The sequence below is a fragment of the Sphingosinicella rhizophila genome (assembly GCF_032378825.1).
Lineage (GTDB): Bacteria > Pseudomonadota > Alphaproteobacteria > Sphingomonadales > Sphingomonadaceae > Allosphingosinicella > Allosphingosinicella rhizophila.
On sequence record NZ_JAVUPU010000001.1, the window covers coordinates 1 to 22,952 of the forward strand.

Below are 22,952 nucleotides of genomic sequence, written 5' to 3' on the forward strand. Positions count from 1 at the left end.
GGCAAGCGGTTAAGGCAACGGCAGAAGGTCTATCGGGAAGCGCGCCCGTTCGTCGATGAAAACGGCCTGATGCGCTACCGCGCAAGCAAGCTCGACTGCGACGCCTGCGGCCTCAAGGCCCGCTGCACGCCCAACATGCCCGCTCGCAAAATCCTGCGTTCGATCCACGAAGGCGCGCGCGATCTCGCACGCGACCTGTCGCTGACCAACGCTTATCTCACGTCACGCCGCGAGCGGAAGAAGGTCGAGATGCTGTTCGCGCATCTCAAGCGCATCCTGAAGCTGGATCGCCTGCGTCTCAGGGGCCCCAACGGAGCAAAAGACGAGTTCCTCCTCGCCGCCACCGCCCAGAACCTTCGCAAGCTCGCCAAGCTGATCCCGATGCCGCAGCCGGCACCCGCATGAGAGGGAGAAAACTCAAGCGCTCTCCACTCAGCGGCAATGTCCGCTCATGACAAAAGCAGACTTTTTCAACACAATCGGTCGGAAGCGGACATGCCATACTTTAGCTCACCGCAGTAGAGGCAGCTTGAATGACCGTCTATCAACAGGCCCGGCGTTTTTCACTTTCTGCGTTGGCAGTTATCGTCACCATCCCGCTTTGGGGAAGTGCGCTTCTAAACCTACACGAGGGGTTCTTGGCTGCGGCAGGCGCCCTGTGGGTTTCGGCTTGGGCGATCGCAATTTTTTTCACTTCGATGCCCTGAATGTGGAACGTCAGTTTATCGGAAGGGGCCGAATTGGCTCCCACTTGCGACGCCTTGGCCGAACCGTTGCTGCCGAGACTGTCAGCACGATCTTACGATCGCCTAACTCATGTCCGCGATGGGTGGAAAGTGAACATTCGCTCTTTCTGATGTCCAGCATGGCACAGTTAGGGGGCAGGGTGAGCTTGAGCCGCTTCTTCGCCCTGTGGACGCATCCAGATTCCGCTCCCGGTCTGGTCTCAGAAGACGATCGAGAGCGGCGTCGGCCACTCTCCGACGTCTGAGTAGCGATTTGCGGAGCTCAGCTCGACGTAGCGTCTATCAGCCGCTGAAGCGGACCATCATGAGCCTGATAACGGCCCGATCGAAAGAGATTTGCGCTGAAGATGCTAGTGTCGAGGGCGCATATCGGGAGCCTCAGGAACTGGCGGGCTTCGGCGCTCCCCCTTCGAGCTGGGCGAGCCGCGCCGCCATTTCTTCCAGGCGCTGCTGCATCATGATGTCGCGCGAGTAACGGCCACGGGAAACCTGCAGCGCTTCGGCCAGGGTGGGCAGGATCTTGCGGATCGCTTCCAGCTCCTGCCGATTGTAGCGATTGCCGTCGGATCGCCGGCCGATAAGCAAGGTGCCGATCGGAATCTCATCATCCACAAGGGCCAGCCTTTCGACAAGCCGCGGATCGTCGACCGCGCTTGCTTCGCGTGCGGCGATGAGTTCCTGGCCCGTCGGCATGTGAAGCAGGATGGCCGATGCGTCCGGATGAACGGCCCGGTCGATAATCGCCAAGGCGCGTGTCGCGACCTCCTCCGGCGCCTCTGTCAGCCCCCAGGTCTTGAGCCGCTTCGACGCGTCCCGGATCTGATCCAGCGGTCCTCCGAAGCGGGCGCGGGTCCAGCCCAGGACGGCCGATTGGGTCGGTGCGAAGACGCCCGCAGCGATCATTGCTCCGACGGTCGTCGCGCCGATCTCGCTCTCCCGGCCTATCAGCTCCTCGATGACCATTTTCACCAGGTCGGAACTTGCTGCCCAGACCACACCGACGATCAGCGTCACGACGGCATAGGCTGCCGAGCGGGTGATGACGGTGTCCGCTTCCCACAGGCGGAAACGGAGAAGGGCAACCAGCAATCCCAAGGCTATGGCCGCCATGCCGGAACTGAACAGGAGCAGCACCGCCAGGCTCGTGAGCGGCGTATATGCGTTCGGATCGTCGCCGAGCGCCGCGGCCAGGACCACCGCCGCCAGGAGGAGCAGCAGTCCCGCGGCGAATCCGAACCCCGCCCACTTGATCTGCTGCCGGACAATTCCCGTGGCTTCTCTGCGAAAGCGGAAGATCTGGCTGGCGAGCACCGCCAGCAAGGCGACCACGGCCGCGATCCCCCGCAGATCCTCGTCCGCGTGGGGAAAGGACACGAAGATGGCAAGCGGTATTCCGAGCGGGATGAGCCAGCGCGAAAAGCGAGGGAAGAACAGGCCGTCGGGAAAGGAGGCGAGGGCGATCAGCAAGAGGTAGAAGAAGACCGCTCCGAGCGTATCGGAAACGATCCCGCGGTCGGTCCAGAGCCAGAACTGCAGGGGTGGGTCGATCGTCGCGGCCATGCCGACGAAGGCGAATGCGAGCAGCATGGCGACAGGATCGTCGGGTCTGCGCAGGGCGAGCAGGAGGCTGCAGACGAGCAACGCGGCGCAGGCCAGGACGCCCGTGACGAGCCGGGCGAGTATTCGCAGGTTGCGCTCTCGTTCCTCGGCCGGCGTGGATGTGATCCTGGTCCGGCTGAGGCTGAGCAGGTGCGTTCCCCCGCCAGGGTGCCGAACGGTGACATCGACCGTGGGGCCCGGGGCGCTGTCTAGGCGTTCCGCCAAGCCCAGGATCTGGAGATCCGGCGGCACCGGCTTGCCATCGATCGCTATGACCTCGGCGGAGATCGGCAGGGCAGGGTCTCTACCCGGCAAGGTGCCGACGATCAGCTTCGAGCCGGTCGTCACCTGGAAGTCCAGGCCGAACTGCTGCATCACCGGCTGCGTCCAGTAGCTGGCACGCACCGCGTAGATCGTGCTGACGACGACCGTGAGGACGGAGAGTCCAAAGAACAATATCCAGATCGCGCGCAGCACTGTTGCCCAGCGGTCGGATAAGGCGGGCAGGCGGATGGGCGGGCGGATCAACGCCCTTGCGTACGTCATTCCAAATCCCCCGAACCGACTCGGTCGCGCGATGCTATCAGCACTGAGCGGAGATTAAAGAGAGGAGGAGGCATCGGGCCTCGGCCCAGCGATTTCTTCTCGGCAACGCGGACAGTGTGAACGAAAACGAATGCCGAACTGGCATCTTGGACGATTGATCCGGATTGGCACACGCGTCCGCAACGGGTGGGACGCAGACATCGCTAATCGGGCAGCGATAAGAAGAATGCAGATAGGACGAGAAGGGCGACAAGGGTGCCTCCGAGGATCATCCATGCGCGTCCTGAGCCAAGCGCCTTCTCATAAACCTCGAATTCTGCCTGCATGTGACGCAGCACTCGCCACATGACGAATAGTCCCCAACTTATGCTGACCGCAAATGCCACTTCGCCGAGCACGGGGAATGTGTCTGTCGGCGGACCGTCGACAAAGATCATGAACGGCACGAAGGGAATGATCACACCGATCAGTGAAAGCGGCTTGGAGTTTGCCGCGACATCCTTGTCTACCAGTGCAGTTATTTTGAGAATTAGCCTCAATCACCCGACCCTAACTCAGTCTGAGTATTCCCCAAATTGGCACCCCTTTCCAATGTCCGCAAGGGGTGGCGGACATTGACCCCATCTGGAAAATCACCGATCCAAAGAGCGTGGTCCCGCATCTAACCTTGAGAACGTGGTGGTCCGAAACGGGAGCCGGGATAGACACGCGGGAAACGCCAGAAGCGGAAATTGGGGTCCTCGAGAATCGCTACCGTGTCTCGCTTCCCCACGACTTTCGCGAGTATTTGAAACTCGGCGCTCCGAAGGAGGAGAACTGGGACGCCGAGGACGGAAACTGGTGGCCGGTGGGGCGCATAAAGAACATCCCGGACGAGTATGACCATCCGGTGAGTGAAGCTATAATGCGTAACGCTCCGAAACACCTGATCTTCCTTGATTACAGCATATGGTCTTGGGCTTGGGCCATTTCGTGCGCCGACGACGAAACTAGGGGCAGAGTGGCCGTTATCGGGGGTTTACCGGACGGCTATGTCGCGGACAGCTTCGGAGAGTTCGTCGAGCGTTACACCACCGACTGGATGTCGATCAGGCAGGTTCAAGCGAAACCGAAGCCGAGGAGGGGGTTTTGGAGTTGGCTTGGACGTAGCTGAATGTCCGAAAAGGGTGGGAAGCGGTCGGGTAGCTAATGGTGAAGCGAGGGCGGAAGCTGTTGCTGCCTTGTCGGGGCGGCTTCACCAGACCATCCTCGTGTGGAGTCTAAGCTGGAGTTGAAATCATGGCTTTCAACGACATAACCATCGTGCCCGTGCGTACAGATAAAAAGGCGGCCTATCTGGAATTCTCCGCCCGGATCGCCGCGATTTACCGCGAATATGGTGCTGTCCGTGTTGTCGACTGCTGGCAAAAGGAGGATGCAAGCGACGATGAGGATTTCCACGCGGCAGATGCGTTGGCCAATTACGCGGCTGGCGACCTGCCAAAAATGAGAAAGCTCGCCGGTGCACGTGAAGGCGAAACCGTCGTCGTCTCTTTCACCGAATGGCCAAGTCGCGAAGTGCGAGACCTTGGCGTAAAGGCAGTTGCGGTCGATCCGCGTATACAAGCCACGATGGACGAAGAACCGGTATTCGACGGACGGAGGCTGATCGCCGGGGGCTTTGAGGTCGAACTTGACGTGCGCTGATCGTTTCACCGTTCGTAGGGATCGTTGGTCAAGAGGCGATAGACCTCGATTTCCGATGTCGTTCCAGCCCTCAGATGACGGCAGCCTTGGGGCAATGGCAGCAACAAGCTGAATGGCGTCAAACGGTCGAATGCCGACAGGCCATCATGTCTGGTCACCAAGCTAGGACTTCGTCTCAGCCGCAATCGCTCGCTGGAAAGCAGGCCGCGCCCGCAGCCGCTCCAGATAAGCCGCCACTTCCGGCGCGAAATCGCCGCTCAGGCCGCTCCACACCTCCGCCAGATGCAGGGCATAGCCGATGGCCACATCCGCCGTCGTGAACCGTCCGCCGCACAGAAAGTCGCGTTCCGCAAGGGCGGCAGTCACCGTCCGCATCCGTCCACGGAAAAATTGTGCGTAGTCCTCCGTCACCTGCGCGCTCTTGCGCTCCGGCGCCTCGAACTGCCCGTAGCGAAGCACGATCGCCTGCGGGAAGGTGAGCGTCGCATCGCTGAAGAACAACCAGTTCACATAGGAAGCATAATCTGGCTCGCCCGGCGCGATCCGTAAGTCCGTCGGTCCATGAGTCTCGGCCAGATAATGGCAGATGCCCGTGGATTCGCTCATCCGCACCGCCCCGTCGACCATATAGGGCACGGTGCCGAGCGGATTGATGCCGAGATAATCCTTCCGCAGCGCGCGCGGCGGGAAGGGGAGCAGGTGCAACTGGTAGGGAAGCCCCATTTCCTCCAGCATCCACAAGGGCCGGAACGACCGCGCCCGCGCGCAATGATAGAGCTGGATCATCGGCCCTTGGGGATCCTAGAGCCCAAGCGCCTTCTTCGCCTCGGCAACCTGCGCGAGCACGTTGACGGGCGCTGTTCCGCCATAGGAGGTCCGGCTTGCCACCGAGGAATCGACCGTCAGCACGTCGAACACGCTTGCGTCGATCCGGTTGTCGATCTGCTGCAGGACTTCCAGCGGCAATTCGCTCAGCGCCACGCCTTCGTCCTCGGCCAGTTTCACGGCGCGGCCGGTGATGTGATGGGCCTCGCGGAACGGGATCTTGCCGACCCGCACCAGCCAGTCGGCGAAATCCGTCGCGGTCGAGAAGCCGGCTTCCGAGGCCGCCCGCATCCGGTCCGTATTGAAGCCGGCATGTTCGATCGTTCCGCCCAAAGCGAGGATCGAGATGGCCAGCAGGTCATAGGCCTCGAACACCGGGATCTTGTCGTTCTGGAGATCCTTCGAATAAGCGAGCGGCAGGCCCTTCATCACCACCATCAGCGCCGTCATCGTGCCCATGATCCGGCCGCTATGGCCGCGCACCAGCTCGGCCGCATCCGGATTGCGCTTCTGCGGCATGATCGACGATCCGGTCGAATATTGGTCGGGAAGCTTGATGAAGGCGAAAGGCTGGCTCGCCCACAGGACCACCTCTTCGGCCAGGCGCGAAAGGTGGAGCGAACATTGCGCGGCCGCCATCAGGAAATCGAGTGCGAAATCCCGGTCCGACACCGCGTCCAGCGAATTGGCGGCGGGCCGGTCGAAGCCCAGCGCCTTCGCCGTCGCATGCCGATCGGTCGGGAAGCTCGTCCCGGCCAGCGCGGCGGCGCCGAGCGGCGATTCGTTCATCCGCTTGCGCGCGTCCGCGAAGCGCGACCGGTCGCGGCGGATCATCTCGTAATAAGCCATGAAATGATGGCCGAGCGTGACCGGCTGTGCGCTCTGCAGGTGGGTGAAACCCGGCATCACGTCTTTGGCATGGCGTTCGCCCTTGGCCACCAATATGGCCTGGAAATCCGCCAGCGCGCGGTCGATCTCGTCGCAGGCGTTGCGCACCCACAGGCGGAAATCGGTCGCCACCTGGTCGTTGCGCGAACGCGCCGTATGCAGCCGCCCCGCGACCGGCCCGATAATCTCGGTCAGCCGATGCTCGACATGCATGTGGATGTCTTCCAGCGCGAGATCCTCCTGCACGCCCCCGGCCTCATATTCCGCCATGATCTGGTCGAGCCCGCGGGCGATGGCGTCGGCATCCGCCTGCTCGACGATGCCCTGCTTGCCGAGCATAGCGACATGCGCCTTCGAAGCGGTGATATCCTCGCGCCACAATCTCTTGTCGAAGGGGATGGAGGCATTCATCTCGGTCATGATGGCAGAGGCGCCTTCGGCGAAGCGCCCGCCCCACATGCTGTTGGTCTTGTCGGCCGACATGTCTCTTTCACCCCTGCAGCGTCTTTGAAGTCCCCTAATGTCGCATGGCGGCGCGGGCTAGACCATGATTCACGTCATCGCCGGCGGCGCGAAGCGCTTCAACGTCGAACGACCAGTCTCTCGGGGATTGCCGCTGTGTCGGCGCTTGACCGGGGCCGCTTTTTCATCCTCAAGGCCGGCATGAGCCGATCCAGCCAGTTTCTGACCTTCGCCCGCGAGCTTGCCGAAGCCGCCCGCCTCGAAACGCTGCCGGGATCGTCCGGTGACATGGCCGCCCGCAACAAAGGCGGCGCGGCTTACGATCCCGTCACCGATGCGGACGTCGCCGCCGAACAGGCGATGCGCCGCCTTATCGAAGCGCGATATCCGGACCATGGCGTCTCCGGGGAGGAATTGCCCGACAGGCCGTCGCAGAACGGCCTCCTCTGGAGCCTCGACCCGATCGACGGCACCCGCTCCTATATTTGCGGACTGCCGACCTGGGTGACCCTGATCGGCTTGCTGGACGAGGGGAGACCGAGCCTCGGCGCGATCGACGTCCCCCGGCTGGATGAATTCTATATCGGCTGCGGCGACACGAGCTTTCTTCATTCCGGTGGCCGGGAGACTCTATTGTCGGTGAGCGGCTGCCGTACCGTGGCCGAAGCCCGCTTCGCCGCCACCGATCCCTTCATGTTTCACGGCGAAGATGCCGACAAGGTCGAACGGATCCGCGGCAAGGCCCGCGTCACCCGCTTCGGCCATGACGGCTATGCTTATGCCCGGCTCGCGGCCGGCGCGCTCGACCTGGTCGTGGAATCGGGCCTCAAGACCTATGATTATAACGCCCTGATCCCGGTCATCCGCGGGGCAGGGGGCGTGTTCGGGGACTGGCAGGGCGGCGAAGCCTATGAAGGCGGCCGGGTCATTGCGGCCGCGACGCAGCAATTATTCGACGAAGCACTGGACCTGCTGAAGCGATAATATTTCGAAATAATAATAGCCTACGACCGGAACCTCCGCGTCACCCTGAACGCGATTCAAGGTTCAGATCTCCATTCGCACCGAGCCTCGGAATTGGATGCTGAATCCGGTTCAGCATGACGGATGCTCGTGGGCTCAGCCCTTGTGCCGCTCCTGCAGCTTCGCCACCACATCGCCCCAGCCCAGCCCGCGCGCCTCCATCAGCACGGTAAGATGATAGGCAAGGTCCGCCACCTCGCCCACCAATTCTTTCTCCGAACCGGCGACACCGGCCAATGCCGTCTCCACGCCTTCTTCGCCGACCTTCTGGGCGATGCGGTTGACGCCTTTTTCAATCAATCGCGCGGTGTAGCTTTCGCTCGGGTCGGCCGCTGCGCGCGCCTTCACGATGCGCCCGAGCCGTCCCAGGAATCCCGCGCCGGCCGCGGCATCGTCGGAGAAGCAGCTGGTCGTGCCGAGATGGCAGGTCGGGCCTTCGGGCTCGGCCTGGACCAGCAAGGCGTCATTGTCGCAATCGGCATAGACGTGCTGGACGGCGAGCCGGTTGCCACTGGTCTCGCCTTTCTGCCACAACCGATCCTTGGAACGGCTGAAGAAGGTCGCGAAGCCGGAGGCGAGCGTCGCCTCCAGGGCCTCCCGGTTCATATAGCCGAGCATCAGCAATTGGCCGGACGCGGCGTCCTGCACCATTGCGGGCACCAGCCCATCCATCTTCGCCCAGTCGAGCGTGTCCAGGTCGGCCGCGTTCAGCGGCGCATTTCGATCCCGCATGTGACGAGATACTCCTTCAATTCCGGAATGGCGATCAGGCGATCGTGGAAGACGGTCGCGGCGAGCGCGCCGCTGGCGCCGACTTCGAAGGCATCGCGGAAATGCTCTGGCGCGCCGGCGCCGCCCGAGGCGATGACCGGGACCGAAGTCGCTCCGACGAGGGCCGCGACATGGGGAATGTCATAACCCGTGCGCACGCCGTCGCGGCGCATGCAGTTGAGCACGATCTCGCCGGCCCCGCGATCGACCGCTTCCTTCGTCCAGTCGAGCGTGCGGCGGCCGGTGTCGCGCGTCTTTTCCAGGCTGCCCGTATATTGGTGGACATAATAGTCGCCGTCCTGCTCGAAACTGTCGACGCCCAGGACGATGCACTGGCTGCCGAAGCTCTTCGCCAGCTCCTCGATCAGTTCGGGCCGTTCGAGGGCAGGGGAGTTGATCGACACCTTGTCGGCGCCATTGTCCAGGCACGCCGCGGCCTGCTCGCGCGTCCGCACGCCGCCGGCCACGGAAAAGGGAATGTCGATCACCTCGGCGACCCGGCGTACCCATAAGGGGTCCAGGCTGCGTCCCTCGGCGCTGGCGCTGATATCGTAGAAGACCAGTTCGTCGGCCCCTTCCTCGCGGTAGCGCAGCGCATGTTCGACGATGTCGCCCACATCGCGATGGTCGCGGAACTGGATGCCCTTGACGACCCGGCCGTCCTTGACGTCCAGGCAGGGGATGATCCTACGCGCGGGCACGGGCCAGCGCCTCCCCGAGATCGATCTTGCCTTCCCACAAGGCCTTGCCGACGATCGCGCCGGCGGCGCCGGCCTTCGCGGACCTGTCGAGATCGTCGAGCGAGGAAACGCCACCGGAAACCTGCACCGCCAGATGCGGCAGGCGCCGCACCGTTTCGGCCAGCAGCGTGATATTGGGGCCGCTCATCATGCCGTCGCGGCCGATATCGGTGGCGAGCAGATGCCGCGCGTCGGGATAGAAAGCGGCGACGTCCCACAGGCTTTGCCGCGACGTTTCCGTCCAGCCGGACACCGCCACCATCGGTTCGCCGTCGACGATATTGACGTCCAGCGCCAGGGTGATGCGGTCCGGCCCGAACCGATCGAGGAAGCTGCGGACGAGCTCGGGCTGCTTGACCGCAAGACTTCCGATAACGACACGCGCCACGCCGGCCTCGAACAGCCGCGTCAATTGCGCTTCCTCCCTGATGCCGCCCGCCACCTGCAGGTTCACGTCGGCGGCGCCGGCGATCCGGGCGATCAGCTCGTGCTGGACGGGTCGCCCTTCGCGGGCGCCGTCCAGGTCGACGATATGAACCCATTCGGCGCCTTTCTCCTGGAAGGAGAGGACCGCTTCGATCGGCTCGCCACTATAGATGGTGGCGTCGTCGAACCGTCCCTGGGCAAGGCGTACGCAACGCCCCCCGATCAGATCCATGGCGGGAAGGACGATCATAAAGGGTTGGAACCTCCCACAAGAAATGCCTCCAGGAAACGTGCGCCGGCCACGCCGGATTTCTCCGGGTGGAATTGGGCGCCGATATAATTGTCCCTGCGCACGACCGCCGGGATGGGACGGCCGTAATCGGCGGTCGCCACGCTATACGGTCCGTCGTCGCAGGCGAAGCCGTGCGCGAAATAGACATAGTCGCCCTGGACCAGGCCGATCGCCGGATCGCGGACCGAAAGGCTGCTCCAGCCCATGTGCGGCACCGGCCTGTCCGGCGCCGGCGTCAGCCTGCGCACGGCGCCCGGGATGATGCCCAGGCACTCGGTCCGGTTCTCCTCGGAACGCTCGAACAGCAATTGCATGCCGAGGCAGATGCCGAGCACCGGCTGTTTCAGCGCCCGCAGGGGTTGGACCAGCTCGCGCTTGCGCATCTCGGCCATGGCTTCGCCGGCCGCGCCGACGCCCGGGATGATCACCCGATCAGCCGCCGCAATCTCTGATACGTCCGCAGTGAGTAGCGGCTCCAGGCCGAGCCGCTCGAAGGCGATGGCCACCGATCCGATATTGCCGGCGCCATAATCGACGAGCGCCAGCCTCACAGCACGCCCTTCGTGCTCGGCAGCACGCCGCTGGCGTCGCGGACGACGCCCTGGCGAAGCGCGCGGCCGAATGCCTTGAAACAGGCTTCGGTCTTGTGATGATCATTGTCGCCGGCGACGCGGACATGGATCGCCGCACCGAGGCTGGTGGCGATCGACGTGAACACATGCTCCGTCATCTCGGTCGGATAGGCCCCGATATGGCTGGCTTTGAAATCGCCCTCGAAGACGCTGTGCGGACGCCCGGAAAGGTCGATCAGCACATGCGCCTCGGCCTCGTCCATCGGCAGCGAGAAGCCGAAGCGGCCAATGCCGCGCCGGTCGCCGAGCGCCTTGGAAAGCGCTCCGCCGAAGGCGATCGCGCAATCCTCGATGCTGTGATGCGCATCGATCTCCAGATCGCCTTCGCACATCAGGGTCAGCGAAAAGCCGCCATGGGCCGCGACCTGGTCTAGCATATGGTCGTAGAAGGGGATCCCGGTCTCGATCCGCCTTTGCCCTTCGCTGTCGAGGTCGACCGCGACCGCGATCCTGGTTTCCTTCGTATCGCGGACGAGCTCGGCACGCCTTCGGCCTTCATCCGGGATCGCGACGCCGAAGGCCGACAGGGCCGCCTTGTTCTCGCGATCGGTGCCGATCGTGAGCCGCAAGCCGCCGGGCGCCGCATTGGCGCGGAAGCGGACGCGGATACCGAGCGCCTGCAATTTCCTGGCCAGGGCATCCGGTTCGTCCACTTCGAGGAACAGGAAATTGCCGCCGCCGTTCCGGACCTTGCGGACGATCGGCGAGGCTTCGAGTAGGCCGGCCATCCTGTCACGGTCCGCCTTGAGCTTGCGGATCCTTTCCTCGTGCAGCGGCCGCCGGGCCGGCGCCAGGCTGGTCTCCGCCGCCGCGATCGATAGCGTCGGCAGCGGATAAGCTGGCAGCACGCGGGTGACGAGCGCGATCAGCTCGCGATTGCCGACCAGCGCGCCGATCCGCGCCCCGGCCAGACCATAGGCCTTGGACAGGGTGCGCAGGATGACGAGATTGTCGCGCTTGACCGCTTCGGCGGCAAGGCTCTCCAGCTCCGAAAACTCCAGATAGGCTTCGTCGAGCAGGACGATCGTGTCCGTGAGCGCGTCCGCGATCCGAAGCACGTCTTCGCGCGGAAGCGGATTGCCCGTCGGATTGTTCGGCGAGCACAGAAAGGCGAGCTTAAGCGACGCTTCTTCCCGCACGGCGGCCAGAAATGCGTCCACGTCCAGGTCGAAATCCGCACTGAGCGGCACATCCAGCACGCGCGCCCCCTGCAGCCGGGCCGCATGTTCGTAGACCGAGAAGGTCGGGCTGCAGACCGAAATCGCATCGATCCCGGGACGACAGAAGGTGCGGACCAGGAGGTCGATGCCGTCGTCGCCGCCCCGGGTGATGATCAATTGTTCGGGCGATACGCCGTAAAGGGCCGCCATCATCCGCTTCAGGCGCGCCGGCTGCGGTTCGGGATAGCGGTTGATGCCGGCGGAAAGCGATCCTTCCAGCAGGGGCGCGAACGGATTTTCGTTGGCGTCGAGCTTGATCGTGTCCGCGCCGAACACCTCTTCGACCGGGACGATGTCGACGGGAGGAAGCGCCAGCACTTCCGGGCGGGCGAGCCGCGTTGCGAGATTGGTCATGCCGGCACCTTCCGCATACGTGCATCCGCGGCCAGCGCATGCGCCTCCAGCCCCTCCAGGCGGGCAAGGGCAGCGGCGGGCGCGGCGATACGCTGCGAGGCCTCCTGCGTCACCTGCTGCACGCTGATCGATTTCAGGAAGGAATAGACCGAAATGCCGCTCCATGCACGCGCGGCGCCGTCCGTCGGCAGGACATGGCTCGAACCAGCGAGATAATCGCCGAACGTCTCCGCCGCCTCGTGGCCGGCAAAGACGGCGCCGGCATTGCGGACGCGCGCGACCAGCGGCTCGGGCTCGGCCACTGCCAGCGACAGATGTTCGGGGGCATAGCGATTGGCGATGTCCACCGCCTGCTCCAGGTCGTCGGCGATGATCGTCCGCGCGAAAGCGAGCGACTGTTCCGCAATCGCGCGGCGGGGAAGGCCGCTCGCCAGTTGCGGGACCAGCGTCTCCACTGCGTCGGCCAAAGCCGGCGAGGTGGTGACGAACAGCACCTGGGCGGACGGATCATGTTCGGCCTGGCTCAGCAGATCGGCGGCGACCATGGCCGCATCGGCGCTGTCGTCGGCGATCACCATCAATTCGCTCGGGCCGGCGGGCATGTCGATCGCCGCGCCGCCGGCAAGCGCCGCCACCTGGTTCTTCGCTTCGGCGACATAGGCATTGCCGGGCCCGCAAATCTTGTCGACCCGCGGAATCCCGCCCGCGCCGAAGCCCAGGGCGGCGATCGCCTGCGCCCCCCCGACGGTCCAGACCGCCTCGATCCCGCACATCTCGGCGGCCAGCGCGATGACCGGATCGAGCCCGCCCTCCGGCCGCGGCGGCGTCGTCACCACGATTTCGCCGACGCCTGCCGCCTGCGCCGGGATCGCCAGCATCAGCAGGGTCGAGAAAAGCGGCGTCTTGCCGCCGGGAATATAGAGACCGACCCGGTCGAGCGGCCGCCAGATCTTGCGTACCCGGAGGCCGGGCATCGTCTCCACCGCATGTTCGGCGGGGAGGCTGCCCTCATGGAACGTCTTGATGTTTCGGCACGCGGTTTCGATCGCGTCGACCTGTTCGCGGGTCAGGATCCTTCGCGCTTCGGCGGCGGGACCGGCCACGTCGACCAGTCCGGGTGTCTCGCCGTCGAGCCGCAGCGCCTGTTCGGCCACGCCGTCCCAGCCGCGCGTCCGCACGTCGTCGACGATGGCCCGGACGGCGTCCTGCACCGCCTTTTCGCTGCGCTGCTCGGGGCGCGCCACCGCGGCCGCGCGCTCCGCGTCGCTCGCCTTGGTCCAGATCAGCCGTTTCACATCATCATCTTTTCGATTGGAAGGACCAGGATCGCCGATGCGCCCGCGGCCTTCAATTTCTGCAATGTCTCCCAGAAGACGGATTCCTGGCACACGGCATGGACCGCGAAATGGCCCGGGCGTCCAGCCAGCGGGATCACCGTCGGCGCTTCGACGCCGGGCAGGATCTCGCCGATCGTCGCCAGCGCCTCCTCCGGGGCGTTCATCATGATATATTTGCTGTCCTGGGTCGCAAGCACGCCGCGGATGCGCATCAGCAGCATTTCGGCCGCTTCCTCCTTTTCCGGCGTCAGCGGTTTCAGGGTGCGCACCAGCAAAGCCTCGCTCTCCAGCACCGTGTCGACGACATGAAGGCCGTTCGCCTCCAGCGTGGCGCCGGTCGAGACGAGGTCGCAGATATAGCTGGCGATGTGCAGCCGCGGCGCCAGTTCGACCGCCCCCGACATCTCGATCACCGTCGCCTCGACTCCATTCTCCTCCAGAAAGCGCTTCAGCAGGCGCGGATAGGAAGTGGCGATCCGCTCCCCGGCCAGCGAAGCGGGGCTGTCATAGGCCTTGCCCTCCGGCGCCGCGACCCGAAGGGCGCAGGTTCCGAAGCCCAGCTCCGCGATCACCTCATAAGCGGGCTCCGCCTCGCCCAAGGCGAATTCCTCCAGCACGTTGCGGCCGACGATGCCGAATTCGCAGACGCCGTCGCGGACGAAGGTCGGGATATCGTCGTCCCGCACCAGCATCAGGTCGATCGGGAAATTGTCGACCCGTGCGGTGAGGTCGTTCTTGCCATGCTGTATGCGCAGTCCGGATTCGCGCAGCAGCGCGCGGCTGCTGTCGGAAAGGCGGCCGGATTTCTGGATCGCCAGGTGCAGGCGGTCGGACGTTCCAATCATGATTCTTTCTTCTTCTTCAATCGGTCGAGCACCAGGCGGTAACCCTGATAGGGCATTTCCCGCAGGAAACGGGCGATGCGGACGACGGTGGTGGTGGAAGCGCCGGCAAGTTCGGCGATTTCGCGATAGGAAAGCTTGTCCTGCTCCAGCAGGGACGCCACATGCAGGCGCTCGACGAAGGCACGAATCTCGCCCGGCGTGCACAGATCGGCCAGGAATGCCTCCAGCTCCTCCCGCGTCTCGAGGACGAGGAAAGCGTCGAGCAGGTCGTTGCGCAGCGCAGGCCAGGTGCTGCCCGGTTTTTCATCCGTCATCGTCGTTACCATGTATTACTACGATGGAACAACTAGCAGCGCCCGGCGGGTTTGGCAACCCATATGGTTGAATTAGTGGCAAGGGCTTTTCGCCCCTGAACGAAAGGGGATCCGGCGTCTCCCGGTTCAGGCCGGAATGGGCGTTGAGGTGTCGGCTCGGGTCGGTTACGTTCCGTTCGGGACATGAGGGTCGAGGGGGAAGAGCATGAACATCAGTCGCCGTCATCTGCTGGGCGCCGCTGCTGCGGCCGGCGCCATGATGCCGTTCCGCGCGATCGCGCAGGGGGCAAGTGCGGATGCTCTGGCGGCCGAGTTCGATGCCTGGGCCCGAGCGCAGGTCGCGGCGGGCGGACCCGGCATGACTGTGGGCGTCTGGCAGGGAGGCAAGACATTGCTGACGCGCGCTTACGGCATCGCCGACATGGAAACGGGGAGGGCGCTGACGGTGCCCACGCCCTTCCACGTCGCCAGCGTCTCCAAACAATTCGCGGCCATGGCGGTCGGCCTGCTCGCCCATGAGGGCAAGGTCGATCTCGATGCGGACATCCGCAATTATCTGCCCTGGATGCCCGATTTCGGCGCCACCATCCGGGTCGAACATCTGATCCACCATGTCAGCGGCCTTCGCGATCAATGGACGCTGGCCTTGGCCCAGGGGCTCGACATTCGCGACCTGCTCACCCAGGACCGGATGAAGAATCTGCTGCGCAATCAGCGCATGCTGAACTTCGCGCCGGGCAGCGACTTCAGCTATTGCAATAGCGGTTTCACCCTGCTCGCGGAGATCGTGACCGCCGTCGCAGGCCAGGATCTTCAGCTGTTCGCCAAGGCCCGGATGTTCGATCCCCTCGGCATGAAATATTCCCACTTCATCCAGCAGGCCGGGGCGCTCATTCCCAACCGCGCCCAATCCTATGCGAAGGATTATCCGGGCCGGCCCGGCTGGCAGCGCGTGCCGCTCAATTATGAAACCTGGGGCGCCACCAGCCTGTCGACCAATATCGAGGATCTGCTCGCGTGGGAGGTGGAACTGCTCCACCCGAAGGTCCTGCCGCAGGCGCTCGTGGATCGTGCCGCTGCGCCTTACAGGCTGACCGATGGCCGCGTCCTCCAATATGGCTTCGGCATGATGAACGGCACCATTTCGGGGCGGCCCGCCGTCCACCACAGCGGCGGCGATGCTGCCTTCCGCACCTGGGCCGGCCGCTTTCCGGAACATGATGCCGCCATCGTCATCCTCCGCAACGATGCCGGCAACCCGCTCCAGGTGACGGGAAAGCTCGTCGACATCTATCTGCCCGCCCCGGCCGGCAGGAAGCCGTCCCCCAAGCCGCTTGCCGCGACCGATCCCCGCGTCACCTCCCTGGTCGGTAGCTGGTATATCGATGGCGGCACGTTGATGACGATTGCCCAGGGGACCGCGGGAATCGTCCTCCAGTCGCCCCAGGGGCCCGGGCAGCCGCTGACCGTCTATGATGACGATACGTTCGATGCCGGCCAGTATCGCGGCGGCTATTATCGCGTCCATCGGGATCCCGGGGGAAGGCCGGTGAAGATCGAGCCGACCGACGATTCTCCGATCGTGTCCCCGATCGCCTTCTACGAACCGGCGACGGTCCACGTGCCGGATGCGAAGGAGCTTGCCGCGATCGCCGGCAGCTATCGCAGCGCGGAACTCGATACGACCTATGTCTTCGCCGTCGCCGATGGCGTGCTGACCAGCTGGACGCTGCGCGGCGGCGCGCCGCTCAAATGGCGGCCCAGCATAAGCGGTCGCTTCGACACGTTCGATGCCTTGTTCCCTTTCAGCATGGCGGCCGCGCCGGGCAGCGACGGCAAGGTCGCCGCCATTTTCCTGGAAATGGGCCGCAGCCGGAAGCTCAGGTTCGATCGCGTGTCCGCCTGAGCCGCCACCGGCGTTGAGCAGGCGCGCATTGTCCGATACGGATGGCGCACTTCCGGACACAGATCCGGTCCGTCATAGGGAGAATGTGATGCGTTTTGCGGCTTTGGTGTTTCTGGGGGCGGTCTGTGCCGCGCCCGCGGTCGCGCAGGAAGTCGGCCTGGCCGATCTCGGACTGCACGACCGGCTGCTGATCCTCGACACCCACCTCGATACGCCGGCCCTGTTCGAACGCGAGGGTTGGGATTTCAGCGACTGGCACGATCAGCGCGTCGACAACAGCCAGGTGGACATTCCCCGCATGCAGCAGGGCGGCCTCGATGGCGGCTTCTTCGTCATCTACACGCCGCAGGGCGATCTGACGCCGCAAGGCTATGCCGCCGCCCGCGACAGCGCCCTGGGCCGCGCCGCCGCCATCCTGCGCGTGATGACGGAGAATCGCGAGAAGATCGGCCTCGCCTACGAAGCCGATGACGTCGAACGCCTCCAGGCCGCCGGAAAGCTGGTCGCTTTCCAGAGCATCGAGAACAGCTATCCGCTGGGTACCGATCTTTCCATGCTCGAAAGCTTCTACAAATTGGGCGTGCGCATGGCCGGCCCCGTCCATTCGAAGAACAATCAATTCGCCGACAGCACCACCGACAAGCCACGCTGGAACGGCCTGAGCCCGCTCGGCCGCCAGTGGGTGGCGGAGATGAACCGGCTCGGCATGATCGTGGACGGCAGCCACAGCTCCGACGCCACCTTCGATCAGCTCGTCGCCCTGTCGAAGACGCCGATCATCCTTTCCCATTCCGGGCCGCGCTCGATCTTCAACCATCCTCGCAACCTCGACGACGATCGGATGCGCAAGCTCGCCCGCTCGGGCGGCGTGATGCAATTGAACAGCGTCTTCCTGGTTCCCCACAATCCGACCCCCGAACGCAGCGCGATCGAGGATCGGCAGAGGCGCTGGGAAATGCTGAATGCCCGAGAACGGCAGCAATTGCTCGCCGACAAGGCGAAGCTGGATGCGACGGCGCCGTCGCTCACCGCCACCTTCGATCAGTTCATGAACAGTCTCCTGCACGCGCTCCGCGTCATGGGGGTCGATCATGTCGGCCTCGGTGCGGATTGGGACGGCGGCGGCGGCACCATCGGCATGGAGGATATCGCCGCGCTGCCGAAGATCACCGCGCGGCTCAGGCAGGAAGGCTATAGCGAGGCGGATCTCAGGAAGATCTATGGCGGCAACACGCTCCGCCTCCTTCGTCAGGCCGAAGCCTATGCCACCAGGAATCGCCGCGGCGCGAAATGAATCCGGCCGGCGCATCGGTGCGCCAGTCCATTCCCGATCGAGAGTTGCCAAGATGAAGAAGATGCTTGTCGCGGCCGCCGCCGCATGTCTGGGCCTTTGCCAGCCTGCCATTGCGCAGGATTTCGATCCGCAGAAGTTCCGCGCCCACTTGATGTTCCTGGCCGACGACCTTCTGGAGGGCCGGGACACTGGCTCGCGCGGCCATGACATCGCCGCCGGATATGTGGCGAGTCAGTTCATGGAACTCGGGCTGACGCCCGCCGCGAACGGGGGCTGGTACCAGCAGGTGCCGCTCGTCGAATATGGCGTCACCTCCGGTTCGATCGCGATCGGCGGGACCCGTTTCGCCCATGGCAAGGGCGTGGCGATCGCTCCCGATCCCCAATCGGGCAAGATGGACATGGAAGCGCCCGTCGTCTTCGTCGGCTATGGTCTGACCGAGCCGAAATATGGCCTCGACGATTATGCCGGCCTCGACGTCCGCGGCAAGATCGTCGCCGTCATCGGCGACCTGCCCGAAGGCCTGCCGAGCGACGTCGCCGCGCATCTCGGCCGGGAACGGCGCAGCATGGCGGCCCGGGCGGGGGCCGTAGGCATGATCGCCATCCGCACCCGCGCGGAGGCGGAGCGCTGGCCCTGGGAGCGGTTCGCGGCCAATGCCGGCAGGCTCGGCATGACCTGGGTCGGCCCGGACGGCCAGCCTCATGTCGGGGCGCCGGGCCTCCGCTTCATGGCGACCCTGAACGAGGCCGCCGCCGCGGCTTTGTTCGCCGGTGCGCCCACGTCGCTCGAGGCCGTCCTCGACGAGGTGGCTGCGAAGCGCCGTCCCCGGGGCTTTCCGCTCCAGGCGAAAATCCAGGTGACCCGGGAGGGCACCAGCAAGAATGTGACGAGCCGGAACGTCGTCGCTTTCATCCCCGGCTCCGATCCGGACCTGGCCGACGAATATGTCGCCTTCACTGCCCATGTCGACGGCGTCGGCATGGAAAAGGATGGCAGGGTCCGTGCCGGCGCGGTCGACAATGCCAGCGGCGTGGCCGCGATGCTGGAAGCGGCGCGGGCCTTGGCCGTATCGCCCGATCGGCCGCGGCGCGGCGTCCTGTTCGTTGCGCTGACCGGCGAGGAAAAGGGCCTGCTCGGCGCCCAATATCTCGCCCGCAACCCGGTCCGCGGCGGCCGCATGGTCGGCCTCGTCAATCTCGACACGCCGATCTTCCTGTACGATTTCGTGGACGTGATCGCCTTCGGTGCCGAGCACACGACCCTGGGCCCCGTCGTCCAGGCGGCGGCGGAGAAGATGGGCGTCGCCTTGATCCCGGATCCGTTGCCGGAGGAAGGCATCTTCACCCGCTCCGACCATTATGAATTCGTGCGCGAAGGCGTGCCGTCCGTCTTCCTGCTGACCGGCTTCGGCAATGGCGGCGGCGAGAAGTTCAAATCCTATCTCGCCAAGACCTATCATACCCCCGAAGACGATCTGAACCTGCCCTTCGATTGGGACGCAGCCGCACGCTTCTCGAAGCTCAACTATCTGGTCCTGCGCGAAATGGCCGACGCCCCGAAGGCGCCGCTCTGGTACCAAGGCAGCTATTTCGGCGACAGCTTCGCGGCAGGGCAGGCGAAGGCGAAGGCGAAGGCGGTGGAATAAGGGGAGTTCTAACGCCCCGCCGCCTCCAATATATTCGCCAGCATCTTGTCTCCGCCCGGCGTCAGCACGGACTCCGGATGAAACTGCAATCCCCATTGCCGGGCTTCGACGTCGCTGATCGCCATCGCCATGCCGTCCAGTTCGGTATGGACGCGGAACCGCGCCGGTGGGGCAGGGGTGCAGAGCGAATGGTAGCGGCCGACCCGAACCGGATTCTCGATCCCCGCGAACATGCCTTCGCCGTCATGCTCGAGGACCGACGATTTGCCATGGACGATGTCCGGGGCCGACGCGACGGTGCCGCCGGCCTGATGGACGATCGCCTGATGGCCCAGGCACACGCCGAGCAACGGCAAACGGCCTTTCGCCAGTCCGATCAGTTCGACGCTGCAGCCGGCATCCTCGGGTCGTCCCGGACCGGGTGAGAGCAGGATCAGCGCCCCCTCCGCTTCGGCCATGTCATAGGCGGCCTGCGCCGAAATCCCATTGCGCATCACCCGCACCTTGCACCCGAGCCGTTCGAACGTCTCGACCAGGTTGAAGGTGAAGCTGTCGCGATTGTCGATCAGGAGGATATTCGCCGTCATGCCGCCGCTTCCGATTCCGCCAGCGCCGAAAGCACAGCCGATGCCTTGCTGCGCGTTTCCGCCGCCTCCGCCATCGGCACGCTGTCATGGACGACGCCGGCGCCGGCCCGCACATAGGCCCGGCCGTCCTTGACCAGGGCCGACCGGATCACCACCGCACTGTCCATCTCGCCATTGCCCGACACCCATCCGACCGCGCCGCCATAGGGGCCGCGCTTGGTCGCCTCGGTCTCCCGCAACAATTCGACCGCGCGCAGTTTCGGCGCACCGCTCAGCGTGCCCATGTTGAGGCAGGCCTGGAGCGCGTGGAACGGGTCCAGCCCCGCCGCCAGCCGTCCGGTCACTGCGGATACGAGGTGCATCACGCGCGCATAGCGTTCCACTGTCAGCAATTTCGCCACCCGCCGCGTGCCCGAAGCGCTCACCCGCGCGACGTCGTTCCGCGCGAGATCGACCAGCATCATATGTTCGGCCGTTTCCTTGGCGTCGAGCCTGAGGTCCGCCTCCATCCGATCATCGGCATCCGGCGTTTCACCGCGCGGCCGCGTCCCTGCGATCGGCTTTATCTCGACGATCGGGGCGCCGTCCTCGAAGCTCACCTTGACCGACGTTTCCGGCGATGCGCCGAACAATATGTGCCGCGGCCCCGCTACGAAGAACATATAAGGGCTTGGATCGAGCTGCCGCTGCCGGGCGAAGGCGTCCAGCGGGTTGCCGCAGGCGGTGCTGAACGTCCGCGACGGCACGATCTGGTAGACGTCTCCGGCGACGATGTTCCGTTTCAGCCGCGACACCACCGCCGCATAATCCTCGTCCTCGAGATCGACTTCGGCCTCGAAATCGGCCCGGGGCCTTGGGGTGGGGACGGGCGGGCGCGGCGTGATCGTCCCGCACGCCGCGACCAGGGTCGACAGACGCTCGACCGCGCCATGATGGGAACGCTTCTGGTCCTTCTCCAGATCGGCGCCGAATGCCGTGCAGACGATCCGCGCGTCGCCACCCGGCTCGATGACGATGATCGATTGCGCCAGCCAGAACAGATAGTCCGGGAAATCGATCGGATCGGCTGCCTGGGTCGGCAGTGCCTCGAACATGTCGACATGGTCGAAGGCGATCACGCCGCCCGCGAACAGGGTCAGCTGCTCTTCCTTGGTCAGCGACTCGATATTCAGCGTCAGCGCCCGGAGCGCGTCATAAGGGGAGGGGGCGAGCAGCCTTTTTTCCGCATCCTCGTCGTCGCAGGACGGGAAGCGGAACAGCAGCCGATCCCTTTCCTTCTCCACCACATGCTTTTCCAGCAGCCGCGCCGCATGTTTGAGCACAAGCCGGCCTTCGAAGCCGAGCGCTGTCAGTTCGGCCTCACGGCCCCGGCATTCTGCGCGCACCGCCGCCTGCGTCATGATGATCGCGCGCCCGTTCGCCTTTTCGAACAGCAAAGTGTCGGCCTTCCGCCCGCCGTCGGTCAGCGCCGCATAGAGATCCAGCGGCTGGTGGACGCCCTGCAGGCGGCGCTGCACCGCCGCCGCCTGGCCCGCTCTTGCCATTTGCGTCGTCATGCGGCGGACGCCGGCCCGAGGGTGCGCCCCACCGCCTTCACCACCGGCTTCAGCCGCGTCATCAATTGCTCGAATTGTTCGGGGTAGAGAGACTGCGCCCCGTCCGACCAGGCCTTGGCGGGATTTTCATGTACCTCCACCAATATGCCGTCCGCGCCGCAGGCCGCCGCCGCCAGCGCCATCGGGATGACGAGGTCGCGTACCCCGGTGCCATGCGATGGATCGACCATCACCGGTAGATGCGTCTTCTGCTTGATATAGGGGATGGCATTGAGGTCGAGCGTGTTGCGCGTGGCGGTCTCGAAGGTGCGGATGCCGCGTTCGCACAATATCACCTGCTCATTGCCTTCCGCGAGGATATATTCGGCGGCGAGCAGCAGATCCTCGACCTTGGCGGCCATGCCGCGTTTCAGCAGGATCGGGCGCCTGGTCCGTCCCACTGCTTTCAGCAGCCCGAAATTCTGCATGTTGCGCGCGCCGATCTGCAGGCAGTCGGCTTCCTCGGCGACCAGCTCGACATCGGCCACGTCCATCACTTCGGTGACGATCGGCAGCCCCATTTCGCGGCCCACTTCGGCGAGCAGGCGCAGGCCGTCCGGTCCGTGTCCCTGGAAGCTGTAGGGGCTGGACCGGGGCTTGTAGGCGCCCGCTCGTATCGCATGGGCGCCGCCCGCCTTGACCGCGTCGGCGCTCGCCCGCACCTGCTCCGGCGTCTCGACTGCGCAGGGCCCGGCCACGACGCAGAATTCCTTCCCGCCCACGGCGACATTGCCGATCTTCACCACCGTATCGTGTGGATGGATTTCGCGGCTGACCAATTTGTAGGGCTGCAGGATCGGCTTCACCGATTCGACGTCGGGATGGCCTTCCAGGCTCAGCTCCGCCAGCACCCGCTCGTCGCCGAGCGCCCCCAGCACCACCCGTTCGGCGCCGGGCATGTGCAGCGGCTTCAGATCCTTGCTGGCGATCAGGCCGAGTATCTCGTCGACGCTCTCCTGCGCCACGCCGGGTTTCAGGACGATGATCATGTTCGTGTTCGCTTTCGTTGGAGACAATAAAAAAGGCCCGCCGGGGGGCGGGCCTGCTTCAAGATCGGACCTCTTGGAAAAGAGGGTCTAATTCACTGAGGACATGGCGCGCCTTCGGCATCGGAATCGAGCCAGCGCCACCAATTCGCCACGACAGGCGCACGCAAGGCAACAGCCGCGTGAAGCGGGTTCCTGTCGTCCGTGGTGGCCAATTGCATGTTCATCGG

General features: G+C 64.7%; 25 protein-coding genes. 8 read left to right on the plus strand and 17 right to left on the minus strand.

The window, feature by feature from the left end; genetic code table 11:
- On the plus strand, positions 1 to 405 hold a 405-nt coding region (locus RQX22_RS00005), incomplete at its 5' end, for a transposase (protein WP_315722465.1).
- Positions 406 to 533: 128 nt separating this feature from the next.
- Complete coding sequence (locus RQX22_RS00010) at positions 534 to 707, plus strand: hypothetical protein (protein WP_315722467.1); 174 nt, start codon at positions 534 to 536, stop codon at positions 705 to 707.
- 417 nt (positions 708 to 1,124) lie between these two features.
- Here the strand turns inward: RQX22_RS00010 and RQX22_RS00015 are convergent, their stop codons facing one another.
- Both RQX22_RS00015 and RQX22_RS00020 read right to left on the minus strand, forming a co-directional pair.
- Positions 1,125 to 2,891: a hypothetical protein gene (locus tag RQX22_RS00015; protein ID WP_315722469.1), complete on the minus strand. Its 1,767-nt coding sequence runs from the start codon at positions 2,889 to 2,891 to the stop codon at positions 1,125 to 1,127.
- 203 nt (positions 2,892 to 3,094) lie between these two features.
- Entirely contained in the window at positions 3,095 to 3,430 is a 336-nt protein-coding gene (locus tag RQX22_RS00020; protein ID WP_315722471.1) for a hypothetical protein, read from the minus strand.
- 65 nt (positions 3,431 to 3,495) lie between these two features.
- On the opposite strand from RQX22_RS00020, the gene RQX22_RS00025 reads away from it, so the two are divergent.
- Positions 3,496 to 4,044: an SMI1/KNR4 family protein gene (locus RQX22_RS00025; RefSeq protein WP_315722473.1), complete on the plus strand. Its 549-nt coding sequence runs from the start codon at positions 3,496 to 3,498 to the stop codon at positions 4,042 to 4,044.
- A 125-nt stretch (positions 4,045 to 4,169) separates the two neighbouring features.
- On the plus strand, positions 4,170 to 4,577 hold the full coding sequence (locus RQX22_RS00030) for a DUF1428 domain-containing protein (protein ID WP_315722475.1): 408 nt from the start codon (positions 4,170 to 4,172) through the stop codon (positions 4,575 to 4,577).
- 5 nt (positions 4,578 to 4,582) lie between these two features.
- Here RQX22_RS00030 and RQX22_RS00035 read toward each other — a convergent pair whose 3' ends face one another.
- From RQX22_RS00035 to argH, 3 genes are read right to left on the minus strand one after another with little or no spacing between them, the layout of a single operon-like run.
- Positions 4,583 to 4,735 (minus strand): hypothetical protein, encoded by a 153-nt coding sequence (locus RQX22_RS00035; protein WP_315722477.1) that lies wholly within the window; start codon positions 4,733 to 4,735, stop codon positions 4,583 to 4,585.
- A 4-nt stretch (positions 4,736 to 4,739) separates the two neighbouring features.
- Positions 4,740 to 5,363, minus strand: coding sequence for a glutathione S-transferase family protein (locus RQX22_RS00040; RefSeq protein WP_315722479.1), 624 nt, complete (start codon positions 5,361 to 5,363; stop codon positions 4,740 to 4,742).
- Positions 5,364 to 5,378: 15 nt separating this feature from the next.
- On the minus strand, positions 5,379 to 6,749 hold the full coding sequence (gene argH, locus RQX22_RS00045; protein ID WP_315723491.1) for an argininosuccinate lyase: 1,371 nt from the start codon (positions 6,747 to 6,749) through the stop codon (positions 5,379 to 5,381).
- Positions 6,750 to 6,953: 204 nt separating this feature from the next.
- Here argH and RQX22_RS00050 point away from each other — a divergent pair, with 204 nt between their 5' ends.
- Positions 6,954 to 7,736: an inositol monophosphatase family protein gene (locus RQX22_RS00050; RefSeq protein ID WP_315722481.1), complete on the plus strand. Its 783-nt coding sequence runs from the start codon at positions 6,954 to 6,956 to the stop codon at positions 7,734 to 7,736.
- Positions 7,737 to 7,871: 135 nt separating this feature from the next.
- Here the strand turns inward: RQX22_RS00050 and hisIE are convergent, their stop codons facing one another.
- Genes hisIE through RQX22_RS00090 form a run of 8 tightly spaced genes read right to left on the minus strand, consistent with a single transcriptional unit; the run spans position 7,872 to position 14,706 of the window.
- Positions 7,872 to 8,507, minus strand: a complete 636-nt coding sequence (gene hisIE, locus RQX22_RS00055; RefSeq protein WP_315722483.1) for a bifunctional phosphoribosyl-AMP cyclohydrolase/phosphoribosyl-ATP diphosphatase HisIE — start codon at positions 8,505 to 8,507, stop codon at positions 7,872 to 7,874.
- Positions 8,483 to 9,247, minus strand: a complete 765-nt coding sequence (hisF, locus tag RQX22_RS00060; RefSeq protein WP_315722484.1) for an imidazole glycerol phosphate synthase subunit HisF — start codon at positions 9,245 to 9,247, stop codon at positions 8,483 to 8,485. The genes hisIE and hisF overlap by 25 nt, the downstream gene beginning before the upstream one ends.
- Positions 9,234 to 9,962, minus strand: coding sequence for a 1-(5-phosphoribosyl)-5-[(5-phosphoribosylamino)methylideneamino]imidazole-4-carboxamide isomerase (hisA, locus tag RQX22_RS00065; protein ID WP_315722486.1), 729 nt, complete (start codon positions 9,960 to 9,962; stop codon positions 9,234 to 9,236). Before hisA ends, hisF begins: the two co-directional genes overlap by 14 nt.
- Entirely contained in the window at positions 9,959 to 10,555 is a 597-nt protein-coding gene (gene hisH, locus RQX22_RS00070; protein WP_315722488.1) for an imidazole glycerol phosphate synthase subunit HisH, read from the minus strand. Before hisH ends, hisA begins: the two co-directional genes overlap by 4 nt.
- Complete coding sequence (gene hisC, locus RQX22_RS00075) at positions 10,552 to 12,210, minus strand: histidinol-phosphate transaminase (protein WP_315722490.1); 1,659 nt, start codon at positions 12,208 to 12,210, stop codon at positions 10,552 to 10,554. The genes hisH and hisC overlap by 4 nt, the downstream gene beginning before the upstream one ends.
- Positions 12,207 to 13,505 (minus strand): histidinol dehydrogenase, encoded by a 1,299-nt coding sequence (gene hisD / locus RQX22_RS00080; RefSeq protein WP_315722492.1) that lies wholly within the window; start codon positions 13,503 to 13,505, stop codon positions 12,207 to 12,209. The genes hisC and hisD overlap by 4 nt, the downstream gene beginning before the upstream one ends.
- Positions 13,502 to 14,392: an ATP phosphoribosyltransferase gene (gene hisG / locus RQX22_RS00085; protein WP_315722494.1), complete on the minus strand. Its 891-nt coding sequence runs from the start codon at positions 14,390 to 14,392 to the stop codon at positions 13,502 to 13,504. Before hisG ends, hisD begins: the two co-directional genes overlap by 4 nt.
- Positions 14,389 to 14,706: a YerC/YecD family TrpR-related protein gene (locus tag RQX22_RS00090; protein WP_315722497.1), complete on the minus strand. Its 318-nt coding sequence runs from the start codon at positions 14,704 to 14,706 to the stop codon at positions 14,389 to 14,391. Before RQX22_RS00090 ends, hisG begins: the two co-directional genes overlap by 4 nt.
- A gap of 205 nt (positions 14,707 to 14,911) precedes the next feature.
- Here RQX22_RS00090 and RQX22_RS00095 point away from each other — a divergent pair, with 205 nt between their 5' ends.
- The 3 genes from RQX22_RS00095 to RQX22_RS00105 all read left to right on the plus strand — a co-directional run bounded on the left by RQX22_RS00095 (position 14,912) and on the right by RQX22_RS00105 (position 19,554).
- Positions 14,912 to 16,612 (plus strand): serine hydrolase domain-containing protein, encoded by a 1,701-nt coding sequence (locus RQX22_RS00095; protein ID WP_315722499.1) that lies wholly within the window; start codon positions 14,912 to 14,914, stop codon positions 16,610 to 16,612.
- An 88-nt stretch (positions 16,613 to 16,700) separates the two neighbouring features.
- On the plus strand, positions 16,701 to 17,906 hold the full coding sequence (locus RQX22_RS00100) for a dipeptidase (protein WP_315722501.1): 1,206 nt from the start codon (positions 16,701 to 16,703) through the stop codon (positions 17,904 to 17,906).
- 52 nt (positions 17,907 to 17,958) lie between these two features.
- Positions 17,959 to 19,554: a M28 family metallopeptidase gene (locus RQX22_RS00105; RefSeq protein ID WP_315722503.1), complete on the plus strand. Its 1,596-nt coding sequence runs from the start codon at positions 17,959 to 17,961 to the stop codon at positions 19,552 to 19,554.
- An 8-nt stretch (positions 19,555 to 19,562) separates the two neighbouring features.
- On the opposite strand, the gene RQX22_RS00110 is transcribed toward RQX22_RS00105, so the two are convergent.
- From RQX22_RS00110 to RQX22_RS00125, 4 genes are all read right to left on the minus strand, one after another.
- Positions 19,563 to 20,141, minus strand: coding sequence for an anthranilate synthase component II (locus tag RQX22_RS00110; protein ID WP_315722505.1), 579 nt, complete (start codon positions 20,139 to 20,141; stop codon positions 19,563 to 19,565).
- On the minus strand, positions 20,138 to 21,685 hold the full coding sequence (locus tag RQX22_RS00115; RefSeq protein ID WP_315722507.1) for an anthranilate synthase component 1: 1,548 nt from the start codon (positions 21,683 to 21,685) through the stop codon (positions 20,138 to 20,140). The genes RQX22_RS00110 and RQX22_RS00115 overlap by 4 nt, the downstream gene beginning before the upstream one ends.
- Positions 21,686 to 21,693: 8 nt before the next feature.
- Positions 21,694 to 22,725, minus strand: a complete 1,032-nt coding sequence (aroF, locus tag RQX22_RS00120; RefSeq protein ID WP_315722509.1) for a 3-deoxy-7-phosphoheptulonate synthase — start codon at positions 22,723 to 22,725, stop codon at positions 21,694 to 21,696.
- A 92-nt stretch (positions 22,726 to 22,817) separates the two neighbouring features.
- Positions 22,818 to 22,949 (minus strand): hypothetical protein, encoded by a 132-nt coding sequence (locus RQX22_RS00125; RefSeq protein ID WP_315722511.1) that lies wholly within the window; start codon positions 22,947 to 22,949, stop codon positions 22,818 to 22,820.
- Positions 22,950 to 22,952 lie beyond the last annotated feature (3 nt).

Bases quoted from the DNA above. Each gene is read 5' to 3' on its own strand.
- RQX22_RS00010 (WP_315722467.1), top strand. From the start codon at position 534: ATGACCGTCTATCAACAGGCCCGGCGTTTTTCACTTTCTGCGTTGGCA.
- RQX22_RS00015 (WP_315722469.1), bottom strand. From the start codon at position 2,891: ATGACGTACGCAAGGGCGTTGATCCGCCCGCCCATCCGCCTGCCCGCC.
- RQX22_RS00030 (WP_315722475.1), top strand. From the start codon at position 4,170: ATGGCTTTCAACGACATAACCATCGTGCCCGTGCGTACAGATAAAAAG.
- RQX22_RS00040 (WP_315722479.1), bottom strand. From the start codon at position 5,363: ATGATCCAGCTCTATCATTGCGCGCGGGCGCGGTCGTTCCGGCCCTTG.
- argH (WP_315723491.1), bottom strand. From the start codon at position 6,749: ATGTGGGGCGGGCGCTTCGCCGAAGGCGCCTCTGCCATCATGACCGAG.
- RQX22_RS00050 (WP_315722481.1), top strand. From the start codon at position 6,954: ATGAGCCGATCCAGCCAGTTTCTGACCTTCGCCCGCGAGCTTGCCGAA.
- hisIE (WP_315722483.1), bottom strand. From the start codon at position 8,507: ATGCGGGATCGAAATGCGCCGCTGAACGCGGCCGACCTGGACACGCTC.
- hisA (WP_315722486.1), bottom strand. From the start codon at position 9,962: ATGATCGTCCTTCCCGCCATGGATCTGATCGGGGGGCGTTGCGTACGC.
- hisC (WP_315722490.1), bottom strand. From the start codon at position 12,210: ATGACCAATCTCGCAACGCGGCTCGCCCGCCCGGAAGTGCTGGCGCTT.
- hisG (WP_315722494.1), bottom strand. From the start codon at position 14,392: ATGATTGGAACGTCCGACCGCCTGCACCTGGCGATCCAGAAATCCGGC.
- RQX22_RS00090 (WP_315722497.1), bottom strand. From the start codon at position 14,706: ATGACGGATGAAAAACCGGGCAGCACCTGGCCTGCGCTGCGCAACGAC.
- RQX22_RS00095 (WP_315722499.1), top strand. From the start codon at position 14,912: ATGAACATCAGTCGCCGTCATCTGCTGGGCGCCGCTGCTGCGGCCGGC.
- RQX22_RS00100 (WP_315722501.1), top strand. From the start codon at position 16,701: ATGCGTTTTGCGGCTTTGGTGTTTCTGGGGGCGGTCTGTGCCGCGCCC.
- RQX22_RS00105 (WP_315722503.1), top strand. From the start codon at position 17,959: ATGAAGAAGATGCTTGTCGCGGCCGCCGCCGCATGTCTGGGCCTTTGC.
- RQX22_RS00110 (WP_315722505.1), bottom strand. From the start codon at position 20,141: ATGACGGCGAATATCCTCCTGATCGACAATCGCGACAGCTTCACCTTC.
- RQX22_RS00115 (WP_315722507.1), bottom strand. From the start codon at position 21,685: ATGGCAAGAGCGGGCCAGGCGGCGGCGGTGCAGCGCCGCCTGCAGGGC.
- aroF (WP_315722509.1), bottom strand. From the start codon at position 22,725: ATGATCATCGTCCTGAAACCCGGCGTGGCGCAGGAGAGCGTCGACGAG.
- RQX22_RS00125 (WP_315722511.1), bottom strand. From the start codon at position 22,949: ATGAACATGCAATTGGCCACCACGGACGACAGGAACCCGCTTCACGCG.